Origin of the sequence: Methanosarcina sp. KYL-1 (assembly GCF_024372725.1) — an archaeon.
Classification (GTDB): Archaea; Halobacteriota; Methanosarcinia; order Methanosarcinales; family Methanosarcinaceae; genus Methanosarcina.
Genome location: NZ_VOUA01000001.1, coordinates 199,165 through 217,920 on the forward strand (window position 1 = coordinate 199,165; position 18,756 = coordinate 217,920).

Here is an 18,756-nt window from a genome sequence, read left to right on the forward strand (position 1 = left end):
TTAAAAACTATTTCTCAATATATTTGGAAAATAATTCCTGTCTTTTCAGGAAATCAAATCAGATATTTTTTAAAAAGTAATCTGAAACCATAATTTTTTAGCTGAAATTTTAACAGTATCCTCTATCTTCAATAAATACGTGTTACTATTTTTTCCAAAAAAGTTCCATCAAAAAAGTAAGCGATTGCGTTTAAAACGCAATCTTCATCTGTCTTTATAGATATGTGCAAATTACCAATTAACCTGCACAATGCGCTGAACCAACATGCTGAACCAGCACGTTTAAGCCTGCACTCTGGCCCAACGCGCAGAGAAGTTTACCTTATCCTTGACCCGGGCCTGATTTCCTTATCGGGCATGAGGGCGGCAACAATGTTCCCACCGTCATCGGCTGCAAGCATCATGCCGTTTGATTCGACTCCGCAGAGTTTTGCCGGTTTCAGGTTGGCAAGCACGACTATATGCTTTCCGATAAGCTCTTCGGGGGCGTAATAAGAAGACATGCCTGCAACAAGCTGCCTCGGCTTTTCTTCTCCTATGTCGACTTCCAGGCGGAGGAGTTTTTTGGACTTCTTTACGGGTTCGGCAAGGAGGACTTTTCCAACCCTTATGTCAAGCTTTGCAAAGTCTTCGTACTCGACCAGGGGAAGTGCCTCTTTTTCCTCTGCTTCTTTTGTTTTTCCTGCTTCTTCCGGTTTTTCGGCGGCTTTTGCTTCTTCTGCAGGGGGCATTCCGTCGGACTTTTTGGGGGCTTTTGCCTCTGCACTTCCTTTTGCTGCGGCCTTCTTTGCATCTGCAGCTTTTACCCGCTGGTTTGCAATCTCTTCCATCTCTCCGATCCTGTCGTCTTCGAGTTTGGTAAAGAGGATTTCCGGCTTTGCAAGTTTTGTGCCTGCTTTCAGGGGCACGAGGGCTTCTTCGTATTTTGCCTCATGCACGCTGCCTTCCTGCCCGAGCTGTTCCCAGGCGGTTTCCATTCTCCCGGGGAGCACGGGCTCAAAGATCAGGCTAAGGGCTTTTGCCATCTGGAGGCAGTTGTAAAGCACCTGTCCGCAGGCTACCCTGTCTTCTTTTATAAGGGCCCAGGGTTCGTGGGACTGGAAGTACGTGTTTCCGAAAGATGCAAAAGTCATGGCGGTGTCAACGGCTTTTTTGAACTCGTATTCTGCCATGGCTGCTTTTACTTCCTCAATGGTCTTTTCTATCTGGGCGCTGACTTCCGGTTCAAGTTCGCCTTCGGGGACTTCTCCGTAGTTCTTGAAGGCAAAGAGCATGGTTCTGTACAGGAAGTTCCCGAAAACAGCTACCAGTTCGCTGTTGATCTTTTCCTGCAGCACGCGCCAGGAGAAATTCAGTTCCTTGGTATGGGAGGTGTAGCTTGCCAGGTAGTACCTCAGGAGGTCCGGGTGGAAGCCGTGGTCAAGATAGTCTTCCCCTACCCAGACCACATAGCCCCTGGTTTTGGAGAATTTTTTGTCCTCAATCTTGACCATGCCTGAAGCCACGACAGCTGTCGGCACGGAATAGTCGGCGCCTTTGAGCATGGCAGGCCAGAAAATGCAGTGGTGATAGGTGATGTCCCCTCCGATAAAGTGGACGATTTCCCCGTCGCCTTTCCAGAACTTTTCCCAGGAATCTCCTGCCTGGGCTGCCCACTCCTCGGTAAAAGCTATGTACCCGATGGGAGCGTCCACCCAGACATAGACCACAAGGTCGTCATGCCCCGGGAATTTTACGCCCCATTCCAGGTTCCTTGTGATGCACCAGTCGGTAAGCTCCTGCTTCACCCATCCGAGTGCATAGTTCCTGGCGTTAATTGTGCCGCCAAGGTCGTTTGAGAGGTAGTTCATAAGGTAGTCTCTGAATTCGGAAAGCTTGAAAAAGAAGTGTTCCTGGTGGCGGTACTCGGCCGGCCCTCCGCAAATGGTACAGACGGGGTTCTGGAGTTCCCCGGGTTCCAGGTGCTTTCCGCAGCCCTGGTCGCATTCGTCGCCTCTTGCAGTTTCTCCGCAGTGGGGGCAGCTGCCTTCCACATAGCGGTCAGGCAGGAAACGGTTGCATTTGGGGCAGTAGGCGATTTCGATGGTCTTTGGGTACAGATATCCCTTTTCAATCAGCCTGTTGACTATGTCCAGGGTCCTGTTGTGGTTTTCCGGGTCGTCCGTGGTCCCGAAAGCGTCAAAGTAAATCCCGAGCTGTTTGAAGGTTTCGTCAAAATGCCTGTGGTATATCTCCACAAGCTCTTTGGGGGTAATCCCGAGTTCTTCGGCATTTACAACAATAGGGGTGCCGTGGGTGTCCGAGCCGCAGACGAAGGTAACGTCCCTGCCTTCCTTCCGAAGGGAGCGGGCAAAAATATCCGCAGGCACGTAGGTCCTGAGGTGCCCCACGTGGGCCTTGCCGTTGGCATAGGGAAGGCCGCAGGTGACCAGTACGGGTTTATCGGATGATTCTGACATTTTTATCTCCATGTATTTTTTACGAATATACCCTCTTGGAGGTTTGCTATTCTGAAATATATTTCGCTTATTGCGCTTTTAAGGGAATCTATTTGAAGGGATAGTTAATAATCCTATATAAATAAGGCTTAATGAAGGCCGGAATGCGGAAAAACAGGAAAAATGTTTCTGCCCACTCTTATCCGGCAAAATGGGGACGGCAGCAAAAAGTGATAAGGCCGGAATTTACTAATCATGCCTTGATTTATTATATCTAAATGTGAGTTTTAATTGGCAAGTTCAAAATATGCGGTTCGGGCAATAATGACTCCGGAAAATATAAATCCAGAAGACACGAATCCAGAAGAGATCTCTAATGAAGAGATTTCGGAAAGTGCTGGCCACAAAATAAGTGCCGGTGATGAGATAAGCAATGCTCATGAGAAAAGAGAGGAACTCCCCCATGAAGGCCCTTCGGGTGAGAGTTTTTCCTCTCCTTCTTCTTCCTCTGCCCGGGATCAGGAAGGCTCAGGTCCCGGAAAAACAGCCGGTCCCGAAAGTCCCGTCCCGGCACCCGAAATTAAAAAGCTTGAAAGTGAGAGTTTTAACATGAGTTCGAGTACTCCTCCCCAGGTTCCCCCTAAAAAGAAGCGCAGCCATATCTCCTACATAGCCGTTGTATTCGCCCTGCTTATAATCATAGGGCTCAGTATGGCAGCTATCTTCTACGGTTTCGGCTTCGAAGGGGACCTCGGGTCCTCGGAGAAGGTTGCAGTCATTTACGTCCAGGGTACCATGCTCACCGGAAACATCCCCTCCGGGCTTGGCTATGCAACCTCCGAAGAGATTTCCGAAAATATCCGCAGGGCGGTTGAAGATGAGGGAGTCAGGGCTATAGTGCTCCGGGTCAACAGTGGGGGAGGGTCTCCTGCAGCGGCTCAGGAAATTGTAGGCGAGATCCAGAAAGCCCAGGAAGCAGGGGTCCCTGTGGTAATTTCCATGGGAGACGTGGCGGCTAGTGCTGCTTATTACATCTCCGCACCGTCCGACTACATCATTGCAAACCCCTCGACGAGCACCGGGTCGATCGGGGTTATATGGGTTTTCCAGAACCTTTCAGCTTACTACGATGAAGAAGGCATTGAATACTATATCGCAAAATCCGGGGAACTGAAGGACATGGGCGGTTCATGGAGAGGGCTTACGGATGAGGAAAAAGAGTACGCAGACAAAGTGGTCCTGGAAAGCTATGAAGACTTCGTGGCCCAGGTTGCCGACGGGCGTAACATGACCCGAAGCGAGGTAAAAGCCCTTGCTGACGGGCGCATATACACCGGGAAAGCGGCAATAAAACTGGGGCTTGTGGATGAAACGGGCAATTTGTATGATGCCATCGACAAGGCTGCGGAACTCGGGGGCATCGAAGGAGAGCCAAGAATCGTGTACATGAATAGAGCAAGCCTCTCAAGGCTGCTTCTTGGCTCGGAATCTTCAGACTCCGGAGATGCGGGCAAACAGCTTGCCAATTACTTTGAAGAAAGCCCTTACGGAAAAATCCTTGCCTGATACTTTTTAATTGCCTGATACTTTTTAAAAAAGTAGTAGGATAATGAGAAATTACTCATTTCCTTTTTTCTCTTTTTACTTTCCGTTTTTCTTATCTCTTTTTACTTTCCTTTTTCCCTTTTTCTTTCCCACTCAGCCTTCTTCAATGTTTCCTGCTTTTCTCCTGCAGATCTTGTCCAGGAGGAGGATGTTGTCAAGCATCAGGGAGCAGCTCCAGCCCAGCGGGATTGCCCAGGCAGGTCCGCCTGAGGACTTGTCCACCTGTTCGGGGAGGAGCCCTGCACTTGTCGCTCCGGCAAGAGACCACTTAAGGAATTTGATCCCTTCTACGGTCAGTTTTTGCCGGGTTTCTGCAAAACTGTCTTCTTCCTGATAGGGAAGGTCCAGAGCAAGGGCGAACATGGCTTCGGAAAGCCAGAGCGTGGTCACAATCCAGGGGTTTCCGTTGATGTAACTGTCGTTCTCGTAGCGCCTGATCCCGTAGTGCCCGTTGATAGGCAGGGAAAGCTTTTTCTGGATGTTTTCTATGAGGAAAAAGATCATATCTCTTTCTACCGGGTCTTTCGGGGAGAGCATCCCGAAGGGGATATAGGCTCCCAGGGTGCTTGCATCCATGGTCTTGTCCAGCCTTTCGTTGATAACCCCTTTCGCAAAATAACCTTCCTGGAGCCAGAAACGGTCGATGGTTGCCTGTTTGATGAACTCCGCCCGCTTTTTCCAGCGCCGTGCCATTCCGGATTCTCCGTTTTCTTCGGCGAGGTGTGACGCTCCCATGAGCCCGGCATAGATAGAGGAATTCGTATAGGTGAAAATCCCGTAGTAAGTTTCCCAGAGGTCCATGCAGCTTTCATGCAGTCCCGATCTGGTCCGCTTCATCAGGTATTCGGCTGCCCTCAGTACTGAGACCCACACCTCTTCCAGGAACTCAACTTTTTTTAAGCCTTCCAGAATCCTGTAATATACGTCCATGGCATAGAGGGTAGAACTCGTTTCATCTATCTGGGTGGAATAGTCAAAATTCCCCCAGGAAGGGGCCGTGTCCCCGTTGAGCCAGTAGCGCTGGAACCAGGAACCGTCAGGTAGCTGGGTTCGGATGCACCATTTAAAAAACCTATCACAGTATTCGGGATAGCCCGAGTGCTTAAGGGCAAGCACCACTTCGGAAGTGTCACGGTTCCAGCAAAAGCCGTAGCCTCCGCATTTCTCAAAGTTGGAGTCAAATTCCGGGGCAGCCACAAAGGACCCGTGCTCGTGGTCGTTGAGGAGGTAGAGCATCAGGAGCGCCCTGTTATAGGCATTGAAAAGGTCCTGGCGCAGGTTGTTGTGGCCTTCCAGCCCCGGCATTTTGAGTACCTGCTTTTTGGAAAGCCACATGACCCAGTGTTCCCGGGTCTTTTCAAAAGTCTGTTCAAGGGGAAGTTTGGAGAGTTCTTGCATCCTTTTGTACAGGAGGTTCCGGGAAGATGCGGCGCCTATGAGGATTACGAACTCGTGGGCCCCATCCGCTTCCAGTTCCAGGTCCCAGCCCGCAGCGTTGTTTATGTTCCCGATGTCCTCCTTATTCTTCTGGAGTTTCCCGTCTTCCATATCGTATCTGGAATTTGTCCACCAGATCGTGTCCATTGCTTTTCCGACCTGCCACTCCGTAAACTCGGGGATGGCATAGAGCCCGATATAGTATTCCTGCCAGTACTGCGCTATCAGGCGGGCTTCGGCGTCGCAAAAACCTGAGTTTTTCTTAGAAGTTTCTCCCACGTTGAAGTTCGAGTAGTAGAAGAACTTCCCGGAAATTTTCTGCTGTGACTGGATCTTGAACCTGCGGATCAGGACCGGCACTTCGGGGTGTACCAGGTCAAGGATGGAAATCCGGATCCCCGAATCGTGATAAAGTTTTGTGGATACTATGTTGGTATCTTCTATGTAGTTCTGAATAGAGTGCCATTCGCTGCTGTTTGTCCAGAGGAGTTTTTCCCCGTTATGGATGCAGGCAAGTGACTCTTCTACGTGCTGGGCATGGTCCCTTCGCGGATAAAAAAATCCGAAGAGCTCTCCCTTTCTCCCCATGGTCACCAGCAGTTTGGCGTTTCCAAGGATAACGTTAGGCTGTTTGATCACCTGGGGCCCCCTCTTGGCTGCTGTTCTGCATTCGTACCTGCGGGTGCCAGCGAGATGGTGTGTTCGCAGACCTCATGTCCGTTGGCTTTGCAGCTTACTTCCCTTACCCTTATGGCTTTTCCGGAGTATTCGGTCAGGTAACCTGCAAAGTAGCCGCTCATGTAGGCACATATCGGCTGGTCTGTCTCTCCGTAGACATCGGCAATAAAAGAGTCCTTTACAATAATCTTCCCTTCGTAAGTAATGGGGTCGCAGTCGATTTCCAGGATACCCCAGCCCACAGCCCTGTAGAGTTCCGCAAGGATGTTCGTGAAATTGCTGTCGTCAAGGGGCATGATGCTCCTGAAATATTTCGCGGCATGGATCCCGCCTTTAAGGCCCGAGAGGGTGAGAAGCCCCTCTGCATGCGGGGCGTTCTCATTCAGGGTCCTGATAATATCAACAAGGGTAGGTGCCCGGGTAATGATTGCCCTGACCCCTATCACATTTAAGGGGAAGTCCACCAGATGGATCATCCTGTTTTCCGAAATCCCGTATTCCACTTTCTGGACAAGCTCAAGCTCCTCGATTTTACTTGAAAGCTCGTTCACGTCAACTTCTTTTTTAATCTCGGTGAAGATGGAATATTCTCCCATTTCCTCGTTCATATTGTCAAGATGCCCGATACTTATGAAAACGTCCTGCTCTTCCAGAAAATTAATTATAGCAGACAGTGCTCCCTTCTCTTTTAAGTACGTGATCTTAAACCATACAATCTGCGTGGCTTCGTTGTGGCCTGCAAACAAGCATAGGTCCCGAACCATTGGCTACTCTCCCATGAATTAATATGCATACATTTGATTAATCCGTTGCGCTGAGTTTCCTGAACACCCGGGCTTTGAAATCCATCAGCACGGCCATGAAGTTGACAGCAGCGTCAAAGGGGGTGGAATGCACGCTGAAGTAGGAGTGCACGTCCCCGTCCCCAAGCCACTTCGTGCACATGTAGTAATAGTGGTCCGAGGTGAGCAGGTGTTTCCAGATGCGCAGGAGTTCAGGGTCTCCTGTCTTTTCTACAAAAGGTCCAAGCAGTTTCATCTCCTCAAAACAGCGCCTCTGCATGTCGTTTCCAAGCCAGGCACTGGTGTCGCGTTCCATGTCGGCCCAGGAAATGGTGGACAGGTCCCCAACATCGATCTCAGCTACAGGAGAATATTTTTCCACCACTTCGGAGGGGGTGCTGAAACTCAGGTCTGTTTTTAATATTTCTTCCGGAAACTTTTCCAGGAATTCAAAAATCCCTGTTTCCTTCCACTGGTGCTCCCCGAAGGTCTCGTAATCCATAAAGATATTAATGCAATCTTCTTTGATCCCGGAGGCCCATGAGGCCCATTTTTCCGCAGTCAAGGGGTACCCGTCCCACCACCGGGCAGAAAAGCGGTATCCTATGTCATCACTAAGTTTGTAATTCCTGAAGAGGATGGGAAGCCCGGAACCTTTTGCTTTGTACACGAGGTTCGGGGACCTCCAGCCGAGCATGTGGTCCGCACCCTCCGCAAGGATGGCCCTGTACCCCAGTTCAGAAGCAATTTTCGCTATCGTGTTGTTGTAGAGTAGTTCGGTATTCCGGAACACCCGGGGCTTTACTCCCAGGAGGTCAAAAACCAGGTCCCTGTGTTCCCTGATCTCTTCGATAAATTCGGTTTTGTCCTCAAAGAGGCTTGATATGGAGTGATAACAGGTTTCGTCCAGGAACTCCACGGCTCCTGTCTCTGCCATCTGCCTGAAGTCTTCCAGGACATCCGGGCCCCAGAGTTCGCACTGTTCCAGGAGGGTTCCTGTTACTGAAAGGGCGAACCTGAATTCTCCATTATATTCGTCCAGGGCTTCCAGAAAGAGCCTGTTTGTCGGAAGGTAGCACTTCCCTGCTACTTTTTCAAAAATCTCCTTATTGCTTCTCTCGTCAAAGTAGCGGAAAAATCCCTGCCTTTCATCAGGCCAGAACCTGCGCAGGCGGAAGGGCTGGTGTATCTGGAAGTACATGCAAAGGGAGGTCATGCTCCCTCCTCTATGACAGCTCTCCTGAAATCCGAGATAATGGAAAAATAGTTCACAGCCCTTTCGTACCCTTCCCGGATGTTTGTTCCGGAGTTCATTGTAAAAAAGATTTCACTCTGCTGGAGGTAGCCGAAGAGCTTTTTCAGTTTTTCGTAATTCGGGCTTCCCTTTACATTTTCAAGTTCTTCCCCTACCCTTACCAGTTCCCTCAGGTAGAGCTGCTGGGCATGGTTTCCCACTGCATTGTTCATCCCGTATCTGATTGTTTTTTCGGTCCCGAGGGTAGGGAGCCCGGAAGGCTTAAACCTCTTTACCGCCTCCGAAGGTGTGAGCATTTCAATGCCCCGTTTTTCCAGGGTTTCGGGCAGGGCCCGCATAAAATCGGCTATAAGGCTCTTTTTCCTTTGATGGAAACAGAGGCTGGTATAGTTGAAATAGAGGGTGAGCACGTCCCCTTCAATGCTTGCTATCCAGTCCGAGAACTTTTCCGGGATCAGTGGGTAGCCTTCCCAGCTTTTCTCCGAGAAACGGAGTTCCAGGTCTTCGCTCAGGTTTATATGCCTGAGGAGGGTGGGGAGATGGTTTTCATAGACACGACCGGGGTCGCAGCCGTCCAGAAGGTTGCGGGACCCTTCGGCAATAAGGCACCTGTAGCCCATTTCGGCAAGGATACTTTCTACTCTTCCCGAAAGCAGGAGTTCGGTGTTAACGAATGTTTCCGGAATGGTTCCCAAAAGCTTCCGGACCTTCTCCCTGTGGGTGAGCACCTCATCTTTAAACCAGCTAAGGTCCGGGTACAGAGCACTCAAGGAGTGGTAGTAACAGCTTCCCGTAAACTCCACACTCCCGCTTTTCCCCAGCTGCCGGAAAGAACTGATAAGTCCCGGGTCCCACTGGCACTGTTCAAGGAAAGGCCCTGAAATATCAAAGGCATACTTACCCCCCTTTTCAATTGCTTCGAGAAGGAGATTGTTCAGGCAGAGAATTTCCTTCCCGGTCTTCATGAACCTTGAAAATACCTGGTTCCGGTCAAAGTACCTGTCCATTTCAGGCACCCCGGAATAACCCTCAAAAGGCCAGTACCATTTGGGGCTGTACGGCAGATTCACTCCCATGCACATACATACCGCTTTCATGACACTGTGATTTAGTGCGGAAACATACTAATATCTATTGTTTCTTTCAGTTGCCCCCGCCTAAAAATGGTGTAAACCCTGAAAAAGGGCAAGAAACCATAATGGAGCAAAATCATGCCCTTAATGTGAAAAAAAGTGAAAGGTTAAAATTGAAAGGTTAAAATTGAAAGGTTAAAATTGAAAGGTTAAAATTGAAAGGTTAAAATTGAAAGGTTAAAAAAAGGATGGGTTTTCATCCCATCATAAACCTTGTAAGGCTGCCGTTTGCCTCCGAGATATCTTCCAGGGAAAGGGAAATTTCAAAGCCTTTTCCTTTGATCTCAAGGGCATTTCCTCCCACCTTGCCGATTACGGTGCAGGGCACTCCTTTGAGTATTTCCTGCACAGCTTCAGGCTCGGCAGTTGCAAGCAGGGCTCTTGCGGGAGTTTCTGAAAAGAGGAGTTCGTCAGCTCTCATTTCTCCGGCAATTCCGCTCAGGTCTGCCTGTGCTCCCAGCTTCCTGCACATCCTGGCAAGCCCTGCGGCGATTCCTCCGAGGGAGAGGTCGTGGGCCGAGCTGAGTTTTCCGCTTTTTACGGCTTTGATTACGGCTTTCACGATGTCTGCGGCATTCTCAGGCACTGCAGGGGCTTTTCCGGTTTCAGGGATTCCAAGGCAGGCGTAGTATTCGGAGCCTCCCATCTCAGGTGTTGTTTCTCCGACCAGGATTATGCTGTCTCCGGCTTTTGCAAAGAAACCCGAGGGGAGCGGTGTCTCCAGGTCCACCTTTCCGATCATTCCGATGGAAGGAGTTGGAGGAATTGCAGTTTTGAACTCGTCACTTTCGTTGTAGAGAGAAACGTTTCCTCCTACCACCGGGATTGAGAGTTCTCTGGCTCCGTCTCCAAGGCCAAGAACAGCGTGCTTGAACTGCCAGTAGGCCTCCGGACGTTCCGGGTTCCCGAAGTTCAGGCAGTCTACGATGGCAAGGCCCTCCGAGCCTTTTACGGCAAGATTCATGGCGTTTTCGTAAACTACGGCTTTTCCGCCTGCGTATGGGTCAAGGAAAGTGGTTCTGGGCTGGCAGCCGCAGGAAAGGGCAATTCCGTTTTTATCCGTGATCCTGAGGACTCCCGAGTCCTCTCCCGGCTTGACCATGGTCCTGAGCTGGACTTCATGGTCGTACTGCCTGTAGATCCATTCCTTTGAGGCTATGTTATAGGAAGACAGGACTTTCAGGACTTCCGTTTTCAGGTCTTCCTGCATTTCCGGTCTGCTGCCCTCTTCCCTGGGTGCGGGGGATGTTGCAGGCCTTTCGAAGGTCGGGGCTCCTCCAGCAAGGAAGTGGATAGGGATCTCGGCAACGGTTTCTCCTTTGAACTCCACGGTATACGTTGGCTCCTCGGTCAGGTAACCGACCACGGCCCCGTTGAGGTCGTACTTCTGTACCAGAGCAAGTACGGCGTCCACGTTTTCAGGGACGACTTCGAAGATCATGCGTTCCTGGGACTCGGCAAGCAGGATTTCATAGCTGTTCATGTTAGGTTCGCGCTGGGGCACCGCATCTGCGATGATGTGGGCTCCAAGCCCTCCCTTTGCAGCCATTTCCGAGCTTGCCCCTCCAAGGCCGGCAGCCCCGAGGTCCCTGCAGGCCTGGACATAACCCTTTTCAATTGCCTCAAGTGTCATCTCAATGAGAAGTTTTTCTGTGTAGGGGTCGCCCACCTGGATGCTTGGCCTGTCTTCGGCTTCGGCAGATTCGGAGAGGTCCCTGGAGGCAAAAGAAGCTCCTCCCAGCCCGTCTCTTCCGGTGCTGGAACCTGCAAGTACCAGTTTGTTTCCTGCTTTCTTGGCACAGGCGGTCATAACGTTTTCTTCTTTGCAGAGCCCCACGCAGACCACATTTACGAGCGGGTTTCCTCTGTATCTCCTGTCAAAGAAGGTCTCGCCGTTGACTACGGGCACCCCTATACAGTTCCCGTATCCTGCGATTCCTTTGATGATCTGTTCAAAAAGGTAGAGGTTTTTAGGGGTGTCCAGGGGCCCGAAGTAGAGCGGGTCCATAAGGGCTATCGGGCGAGCTCCCATGGAAATAACGTCCCTGACGATGCCGCCGACTCCGGTAGCTGCCCCGTTGTAGGGGTCCACGTATGAGGGGTGGTTGTGGCTTTCCATGGCTATGGCAAGCACGTATCCGTCTTCGAACTTAATTACTGCAGCGTCGTCTCCAGGGCCAATGAGCACATTTTCGCCCGTGGTGGTAAAGGTTTTCAGGAGGGGGGCACTTGAGCGGTAGGAGCAGTGTTCACTCCACAGGTTTAAAAAGCAGCCCTGCTCTACCAGGTTAGGCTCTCGCCCCAGTTCTTTTTTAATGATCTTCAGGTCTTCTTCAGGTAACATTGCCTTGCCTCTGATTCTTAAAGCCTCTTCTGGATGTTTCAGGAATCCGAATCCCGGAATCTCCGGAGCCGCAGGAGGCAGGAAGGGTCAGCATATCCGGCCCGTCCCAATTCTCTCTCCTCTCCCGATCCCGGGCAGGTTCTCCTATTTCAGGAACCCGCAGCTTACGGTTTATTTTTATGATAATCCCCGAGAACCCGGGGTTTTCAACTTAGCGTTAACAGACTATGCGGACATAAAGGGAAAGGGATTAGATAAATATTTCTTCGTATCGGCGGAGAAAGTTTGCCTGTGCGGAATTCCCGTCTGCCTCCACTGCCGGATGCCTGCACCCCGTCTCCGGGCTTTTCCCGGTTTAAAGGACTCCTAAACACCAGAATCCGTCCTGTAAAATAGTGGGCTAATTAGTTGAATTACTTCAGTTTGGGGAAAATCTAATTCGGTTGAAAATAACTCGATTGAAAATGACGCAATTGAAAATAAAACAATTGAAAATAATTTGAATGAAAGTAACTTTAATGTATCCAGCTGACTGAAGAGAAAGGTTCAGGACAAATCTAAGGATTTAATTTGGAATCCTGTTAAGAATGGAATCCTGTTAAGAATGGAATCCTGTTAAGAATGGAATCCTGTTAAGAATAGAGTCCGATTAAGGACAAAATCAATAAAAAAATGAATTTGATAAAGAGTAAAAAGAATAAAAAAATTTAGATTTTTTGGACTATTTTTTCTATCTTTACTCCGGTTTCGGTCAGGGAGTACATTTCCTCCTTCTTTGCAATAAGTTCCTTTTCTTCCAGTTCCCCCAGGGTTTTTTCCATGGAAAGGTCTACAATACGCAGAGTTTTTGCAATGCGTTTCCCTTCCATCTCCCCTTTGGAGGCAAGCAGGGAGAGCACTTTCTGCCTGGCGTTATTTCCGTTTACAAAGCCTACTAACTCGTTCATGGAGTACCTCCCGGATATGCCTTAAATACTTTTTCCGGACATTTTTATTTAGTTATATTTATATATTATAGGTGCATATATTTGCAATTATATAGGTTATATAAAGAGATGGGGTTCAAGCTATATCTAGCTTTTTGCTGGCAAAAGCACGCTTTTTACGGTGAAAGCAGATTTTTCCCTGGTTCTTTTCTTTCCTGGCGTATTTGGCTTTCCTGAGAATTTCTCTTAAGGAATGGCTTTCTCTTCAGGACCGGAATAGAGGATTTCAGGGTGTGTTTCAGGTACGGATCAATATGGGCCGGGCCCGGGACAAAAAAGTTTTCCCGCTTTTATGCAAACCTATTTCTTCAACAGAGTTAAAAATAACATAACCGATAATAATATTATCTACCTGTATAGTAACATTATATCTAACTAAAATATATAACACCTGAAGCCTTGTTTCAGGTTTTTGTGCGGTGAGGCAATTTTGTAAATTGTCTGAAATTCCGCATAAGAGTGCCTGAAAATACCATTAGGCTTTAATACCTTCATTGATAAGTACTTTATATCTATTCAGTTATTTTTGGATGTAATGTACATATACAATGATTACAAATTCGGAGGACATACCAACAAATGAGCAGCGGAATGTGCCCGGTATGCGGGCTTCCAAAAGAACTTTGCATATGCGAAGAGGTCGCGAAGGAACAGCAGCGTATCACTGTAAAAGTCAACAGAAGAAGATACGGAAAAGAAGTTACGGTTGTAGAAGGTTTCGATGCAAGTGAAATCGATCTTCACGAACTTTCAACTTATCTTAAATCTAAATTTGCATGCGGAGGTACCGTAAAAGGGAATACGGTGGAACTTCAGGGCAATCACCTGACCCGCATGAAAGAAGTCCTTATGGAAAAAGGTTTCTCTGCTGAACAGATCAAAAATTAAACTCTAAGTCCTGCCTTAAGGGCTGGACCGGGCCTGAGGAATGAATGCTATACTTCCAGGTTCCGGATTTGCGCATATATTTTTTATTCCGTTTTCCAGCAGAGTCCCCTAACCCGCCCCCAGGTCTGATCTCGGATCTCGGGTTGCTGCCCGGAAAACTATGTTATAAATGATATGCAGTACGCAGAAAGCCTTATTTTAGCTGACAGAGTGTTGGTCTCCCATGAAAACAACATGTGAAGTGATGGTACAGAAAGTGCTACCTGCCATAAGGGCTGAACTTTCTCGGGTACTGATTTTCGAACACAGATGCACGCAGCAGGATGTGGCGGAAATTCTGGAGCTTTCAAGGGCTGCGGTATCCCAGTATGTGAGTGAAAAACGAGGGGCTGATGTTGACTTCTCGGTAGAGACCCAGGAAGAAATTCGGAAATTTGCATCAGTGCTCTTAAATGACCACTTATCCTCTCAGGAAAAAGTAAAGGGAATGTGCAACGTATGCCGTTTTGTACAGAAATCCGGCTGGCTGTATAAGAATGCCCCTGAAGTAAAAGCCTGCGGCATCTGTGAGGATACGGATTCTCAGTGAAAGCCACACTCTGCGTCAAATGCAAAGGAAAAGGACTCTGCGGGCGTCCCCGCTGTCCTATACTTGAAAAGTTTAAGTCCTTACAATCTATTTCTCCTGCAATCTCGGGAGATTCCGTTTTTGGAGCGTCTCCTCCTGCTCTTTTTGTGGGAAGTTACGGTTACCCGAGGGTTTCGGCAGGCCCCCTTATCCCTCCTTTTGCAAAGGAGAACGAGGCTTCTTTTCTTGAAGACCCTTCAGGCTGGGGGGGTATGCCCATTGAGGATATAATTTCCATGCGTTCCCGCATGGTGAGGGCAAACACGACCCTGCATGTAAAAGATGCCGGGAAAAAAGAAAACCCTCTTCTGGAAAAAGCCCGGGAGCTTGCTCTCTCGAGAACTCCCGTGGACACCGAAGCCTGGTTTTTCAAAGCTCCCAAACAGGAACTCAAATTTGATGCGGTCCTCTCCCCTATGGGCCCTGCCGGGCTTGTGAAAAACTTCGAACTTGCGGAAAACCCGAATGTCCCGAGAAAAGTGGACTATCTCGTTTATGATACCGATGCCCTTGCAAAGGACGCGGTGCTCGAGCTCTACAAAGGTGAGGTTTCGGGTGAGCAGATCACCCGCCTGCTCTCCATCGGCCTTCTGGGAAAAGAAAGGAAAATCGTGCCCACCCGCTGGTCTATTACAGCCGTGGACGATATGGCCGGAAAGGAGCTTGCAGACAGGGTAAAGGACTTTTCCTGGGTTTCGGATATCAAGCTCTTTTCCGGGACCCATTTCGGGAACCACTTTGAAGTCCTCTTCCTCCCGAGGGCCTATTCTTTCGAACTCATAGAAGCCTGGCTTCCCAGGGCTGTCTGGTCAGGGGAATCCAGCTGGCTCGGAGAGGACAGCGAAGGCCTTGACGGAAAAAAACAGTATTCTTCCCTTGCAGGGGGTTACTATGCCGCCAGGCTCCCCGTGCTCGAATACCTTACGGAAATAAAAAAACAGGCATCCGTTTTTGTCCTCAGGGAAATCACTCCCGACTACTGGGCTCCTCTCGGGGTCTGGGTGGTCCGGGAAGGCATGAGAAATGCCCTTCAAAATCCCCCTAAAACCTTCGAGTCTCTGGAAGCTGCAGTTGCAGACCTTGCGGGCAGGGTGCGCACGCCCAGGGATGAGTGGATGCAGCAGGCAAAAATGCTTTCGGATTTCCGCTTCCAGACAACCCTTGACTCCTTTTTCAAAATCTAAGTTCCAGGATTAAATATTAAAGGAAATTTAAAAAATAAAAATTAAAGGAAATTTAAAAAATAAAAATTAAAGGAAATTTAAAAAATAAAAATTTTAAGGCTTGATGTTTTAAAAATAAAAGTTTAGGGGCTTATTCGAAGATTTCAGGCACAATGCGCCTGGCAACTTCTTCATAAGCTTTTGAGATGTCGCCCTTGTCAAACCTGAAGACATCCTTGTCCATGGACTTTCCGGTTTCTTTGTCCCAGAAGCGGCAGGTGTCGCAGGAGATTTCATCGGCAAGGAGGATTTCCCCATCCCTTCTCCCGAACTCAAGCTTGAAGTCGGGGAGCAGGATTCCTTTCCCGTCCAGGTAGGGCACGAGCAGCTCGTTAATCCTGAGGGCGAGTTTCCGGAGTGCAGCAAGTTCTTCCCTGCTTGCCACGCCGAGAGCAACGGCAATGTCGTCGTTTAACATCGGGTCTCCGTATTCATCGCTCTTGAAATCAAAGACAAGGACCGGGGACTCAAAAACAGTGCCTTCTTTCATGGGATATTTCTTTGTAATGGAGCCTGCGGCAATGTTCCTGACAATAACTTCGATTTTTATGATGTCTACTTTCCTTACGAGCATTTCGATTTCGGAAAGCATCCCAATGAAGTGGGTCTTGACTCCGTTCGCTTCCAGCATCTCAAATAGCTTTTTCGAGATCTGGGCGTTGTAGTACCCTTTCTTTTCCATTTCCCCTTTCTTTTCCCCGTTGAAAGCAGTAAGGCTGTTTCGGAACTCGGAGATAAGGGTTTCGGGATCATCTGTATTGTAGATGGTTTTTGCTTTTCCTGAATAGAGTTGTTCTCTTTTCATGCAATGATCCTCTCTAGGGATAATTCTGGATTTCCTCAGGTAGAGAGATTTCCGTAATGATTAGGTTTATTAAGATAGAAGTTTCCTGGAAATGCCGCTGGCATTCCAGACAGGCCGGGACATTCTCAGGAACATTGAGTGTATTTCCCGGAAAGGATAAGAACCATTCCAGAAATTGCAGAGACATTCCTTTGAACCTTGAGACATTTCCGGATACAGCAAAGGCATTTTCCGGAGGCCTCACAGGTGTTTCCCGAAGAGATGGAATAGGTACTAGTGTCTTTCTGCTAGATAAATGTATCATCTCACACAGATGAATGTATCATTTCACGCCCTGCACTCATGAAACTCTTCCGGGATTCCGGCTGCGGCTTCGTAAATTATATCATAGAAGAAATCCAATTACTAGGTTTAGCCGCTTAATCAAGGACTTAAGAACTTACCGCATCTGAGTGCCCAGCACTTGATAGTGAATTCTTCTAAGCACGCAACAGGTAAAAACATGCCAGGCACCATCATAGAAATCGTAGAGCTGCTACTAACTGCAGAAATCTATAACCGCTACCCTGAACTGGACGTTAATGACCTGCCCAAGAATATCAGGAAAAACTACTGGAGTAGCGCAGAAAGAACAGTTCCCAAACCCATCATAGTCTCATTTCTCAGGCTTGAAAAGCTGTGCGGAGTGGAGGACGTTGAAAAAAGCGTTAGGAACGTGCCTTTCATAGCCGTCGACAGGTCTCACTTTGAAATCCGTCTGAGTGCATTTGAACTTGCCGTGGAATGGTTCGAAAAACAGGAGGATGCCAGGGAAAGGATCGAAAATAACCCTGTCCTTGCCTATTACTTCGGAGAAATCCGGAAGGTGGAAGCTGCAAGCTATGCCGACGCAAAAGCAAAGGCAAGGCCAAAGGAAGTTGACAGGGAATGGATTGAGTCTCTTATAGCCGATATCAGGAGGGAAGACAAGGGCGAGGAAATGCTCAAGCTCGTGTCCATTATCGCTCCCGAAGATGTGAAACAGAAGGTAAAGGACCTTGTGCTCACCCCGGAGCAGGAAAGTGAAATCGAAAAGATCATGAAAGCGATCAAGCACAGGGAATACCTCCGGGAAATCGGGCTGCACGATATCGGGAAACTGCTCTTTGTAGGGCCTCCCGGGACCGGGAAGACCTCGGTTGCCAGGGCGCTATCCGAGCAGCTCTCAATTCCCTTTGTCGAAGTCAAACTTTCCATGATCACGGACCAGTACCTGGGTGAGACTGCAAAGAACATCGACCGGGTCTTCCTGCTTGCCAAGAAGCTTAACCCCTGCATCCTCTTCATAGACGAGCTTGACTTCGTGGCAAAAGCCAGGACTTCGGACGAAAATGCCGCAATCAAACGGGCGGTTAACACCCTGCTGAAGGCTATTGACGAAATAAGCCTCGTGGAACACGGCGTCCTTCTGATTGCCGCAACAAACCACCCCCGGATGCTCGACAGTGCGGCATGGAGACGCTTTGACGAAATCGTGCATTTCCCCCTGCCTGACCTTGAGATGCGCAAAAACATCCTGGACCTTGTGACCAGGCACATCGAAGGGGAGCTTGATACCAGGGAAATAGCGGAACTGACCGAAGACTATTCGGGTTCGGACCTTCGCATGGTTATCCGGGAAGCTGTCCTGGGTGCTCTTCTGGAAGAACGCAAGGTGCTGGCCCAGGAAGACCTCCTGGATGCCGTCAGGGCTTTTGACGAAAGGGACGAGCTCAAGTCCGAAGAGTACGAAAGGAAGAAAAAAGCATGAGGCTCACTCTGTTGGGGACCGGGGATGCCGTCGGGACCCCCAAAATCGGCTGCTTCTGCCCGGCATGCACGGATGCCCGATCCGGTGGAAAGAGCCAGCGCCTTCGTTTTTCAATTCTGGTGGAGTCCGGGGAGGGCAAAATCCTTATTGATACCAGCCCGGACCTCAGGCAGCAGTTCCTCAGGCAAAACCTTTCCGAAATAGACGCTGTTATCTGGACCCACGGGCACTACGACCATTACGCGGGCTTCGGGGAATTTTACAGGGTGCAAAACAGGGTCAACGTCTACGGGATTCCCGAAACCCTTGACTACATTAACCAGTATGTGTCTTTCCTGAAGCCGAGATACCACTACGTGAAACTTTATGAGCCCTTCGAACTTATCGGGCTGCAGTTCACCCTTTTTAAAGTCAACCACCCCCCGGTGGAAATTCCCGCAGGGGTCATAATCCGGGAAGGGGATACGAAAGTGGTGGTAACGGGAGATACGAATCCCGCGATTCCTGCCGAAAGCCTCGAACTAATGAAGGACCCCGACCTCCTGATAGCCGATGCCATAGTCCCACCCCAAATCCATATCAAAAAGCACATGAACTCGGAAGAGGCGATGGCGCTTGCAGCAAAAATTAATGCAAAGGAAGTGGTTTTGACCCACTTAAGCCATCTTTTCCGCCCCCATCATATCGAATCGATGTTTTTGCCCCTGGGGTATGACGGGCAGGTCTTTGAAATTTAAGCCTGAAGCTCTCTTTTGCTCTTCTCAG

The 18,756-nt window shown here is 49.1% G+C and carries 14 protein-coding genes; 6 read left to right on the forward strand and 8 right to left on the reverse strand.

Translation table 11 applies throughout. The features are described from left to right. Positions 1-317: 317 nt before the first annotated feature. Positions 318-2,471, reverse strand: a complete 2,154-nt coding sequence (gene metG, locus FTO70_RS00925; RefSeq protein WP_369694306.1) for a methionine--tRNA ligase — start codon at positions 2,469-2,471, stop codon at positions 318-320. Positions 2,472-2,762: 291 nt separating this feature from the next. Here metG and sppA point away from each other — a divergent pair, with 291 nt between their 5' ends. Continuing rightward, positions 2,763-4,004 (forward strand): signal peptide peptidase SppA, encoded by a 1,242-nt coding sequence (gene sppA, locus FTO70_RS00930; protein ID WP_255334027.1) that lies wholly within the window; start codon positions 2,763-2,765, stop codon positions 4,002-4,004. 132 nt (positions 4,005-4,136) lie between these two features. Here the strand turns inward: sppA and FTO70_RS00935 are convergent, their stop codons facing one another. The 6 genes from FTO70_RS00935 to FTO70_RS00960 form a co-directional block, all read right to left on the reverse strand. Further along, positions 4,137-6,119, reverse strand: a complete 1,983-nt coding sequence (locus FTO70_RS00935; RefSeq protein ID WP_255333815.1) for a glycoside hydrolase family 15 protein — start codon at positions 6,117-6,119, stop codon at positions 4,137-4,139. After that, complete coding sequence (locus FTO70_RS00940; RefSeq protein WP_255333816.1) at positions 6,116-6,922, reverse strand: V4R domain-containing protein; 807 nt, start codon at positions 6,920-6,922, stop codon at positions 6,116-6,118. Before FTO70_RS00940 ends, FTO70_RS00935 begins: the two co-directional genes overlap by 4 nt. 37 nt (positions 6,923-6,959) lie before the next feature. Then, on the reverse strand, positions 6,960-8,156 hold the full coding sequence (locus FTO70_RS00945; RefSeq protein ID WP_255333817.1) for a glycoside hydrolase family 57 protein: 1,197 nt from the start codon (positions 8,154-8,156) through the stop codon (positions 6,960-6,962). Beyond that, positions 8,153-9,271: a glycoside hydrolase family 57 protein gene (locus FTO70_RS00950; protein WP_369694307.1), complete on the reverse strand. Its 1,119-nt coding sequence runs from the start codon at positions 9,269-9,271 to the stop codon at positions 8,153-8,155. Before FTO70_RS00950 ends, FTO70_RS00945 begins: the two co-directional genes overlap by 4 nt. A gap of 253 nt (positions 9,272-9,524) precedes the next feature. Next, positions 9,525-11,672: a phosphoribosylformylglycinamidine synthase subunit PurL gene (purL, locus tag FTO70_RS00955; RefSeq protein ID WP_255333819.1), complete on the reverse strand. Its 2,148-nt coding sequence runs from the start codon at positions 11,670-11,672 to the stop codon at positions 9,525-9,527. A 707-nt stretch (positions 11,673-12,379) separates the two neighbouring features. Further along, entirely contained in the window at positions 12,380-12,619 is a 240-nt protein-coding gene (locus FTO70_RS00960) for a transcriptional regulator (RefSeq protein ID WP_255333820.1), read from the reverse strand. Between the two features lie 618 nt (positions 12,620-13,237). Here FTO70_RS00960 and yciH point away from each other — a divergent pair. The 3 genes from yciH to FTO70_RS00975 all read left to right on the forward strand — a co-directional run bounded on the left by yciH (position 13,238) and on the right by FTO70_RS00975 (position 15,358). Beyond that, positions 13,238-13,546, forward strand: coding sequence for a stress response translation initiation inhibitor YciH (gene yciH, locus FTO70_RS00965; protein ID WP_011032808.1), 309 nt, complete (start codon positions 13,238-13,240; stop codon positions 13,544-13,546). A 223-nt stretch (positions 13,547-13,769) separates the two neighbouring features. Continuing rightward, entirely contained in the window at positions 13,770-14,135 is a 366-nt protein-coding gene (locus FTO70_RS00970; protein WP_255333822.1) for a transcriptional regulator, read from the forward strand. Then, entirely contained in the window at positions 14,132-15,358 is a 1,227-nt protein-coding gene (locus FTO70_RS00975) for an Nre family DNA repair protein (RefSeq protein WP_255333823.1), read from the forward strand. Before FTO70_RS00970 ends, FTO70_RS00975 begins: the two co-directional genes overlap by 4 nt. 130 nt (positions 15,359-15,488) lie before the next feature. Here FTO70_RS00975 and purC read toward each other — a convergent pair whose 3' ends face one another. Continuing rightward, positions 15,489-16,202 carry a phosphoribosylaminoimidazolesuccinocarboxamide synthase gene (gene purC, locus FTO70_RS00980; protein ID WP_255333824.1) on the reverse strand — a complete coding sequence of 238 codons (714 nt, stop codon included), beginning with the start codon at positions 16,200-16,202 and terminating at the stop codon, positions 15,489-15,491. A 502-nt stretch (positions 16,203-16,704) separates the two neighbouring features. On the opposite strand from purC, the gene FTO70_RS00985 reads away from it, so the two are divergent. Both FTO70_RS00985 and FTO70_RS00990 read left to right on the forward strand, forming a co-directional pair. Then, positions 16,705-17,991, forward strand: coding sequence for an ATP-binding protein (locus tag FTO70_RS00985; RefSeq protein ID WP_255333825.1), 1,287 nt, complete (start codon positions 16,705-16,707; stop codon positions 17,989-17,991). After that, on the forward strand, positions 17,988-18,728 hold the full coding sequence (locus FTO70_RS00990) for an MBL fold metallo-hydrolase (protein ID WP_255333826.1): 741 nt from the start codon (positions 17,988-17,990) through the stop codon (positions 18,726-18,728). Before FTO70_RS00985 ends, FTO70_RS00990 begins: the two co-directional genes overlap by 4 nt. The last annotated feature ends 28 nt before the right edge of the window (positions 18,729-18,756 follow it).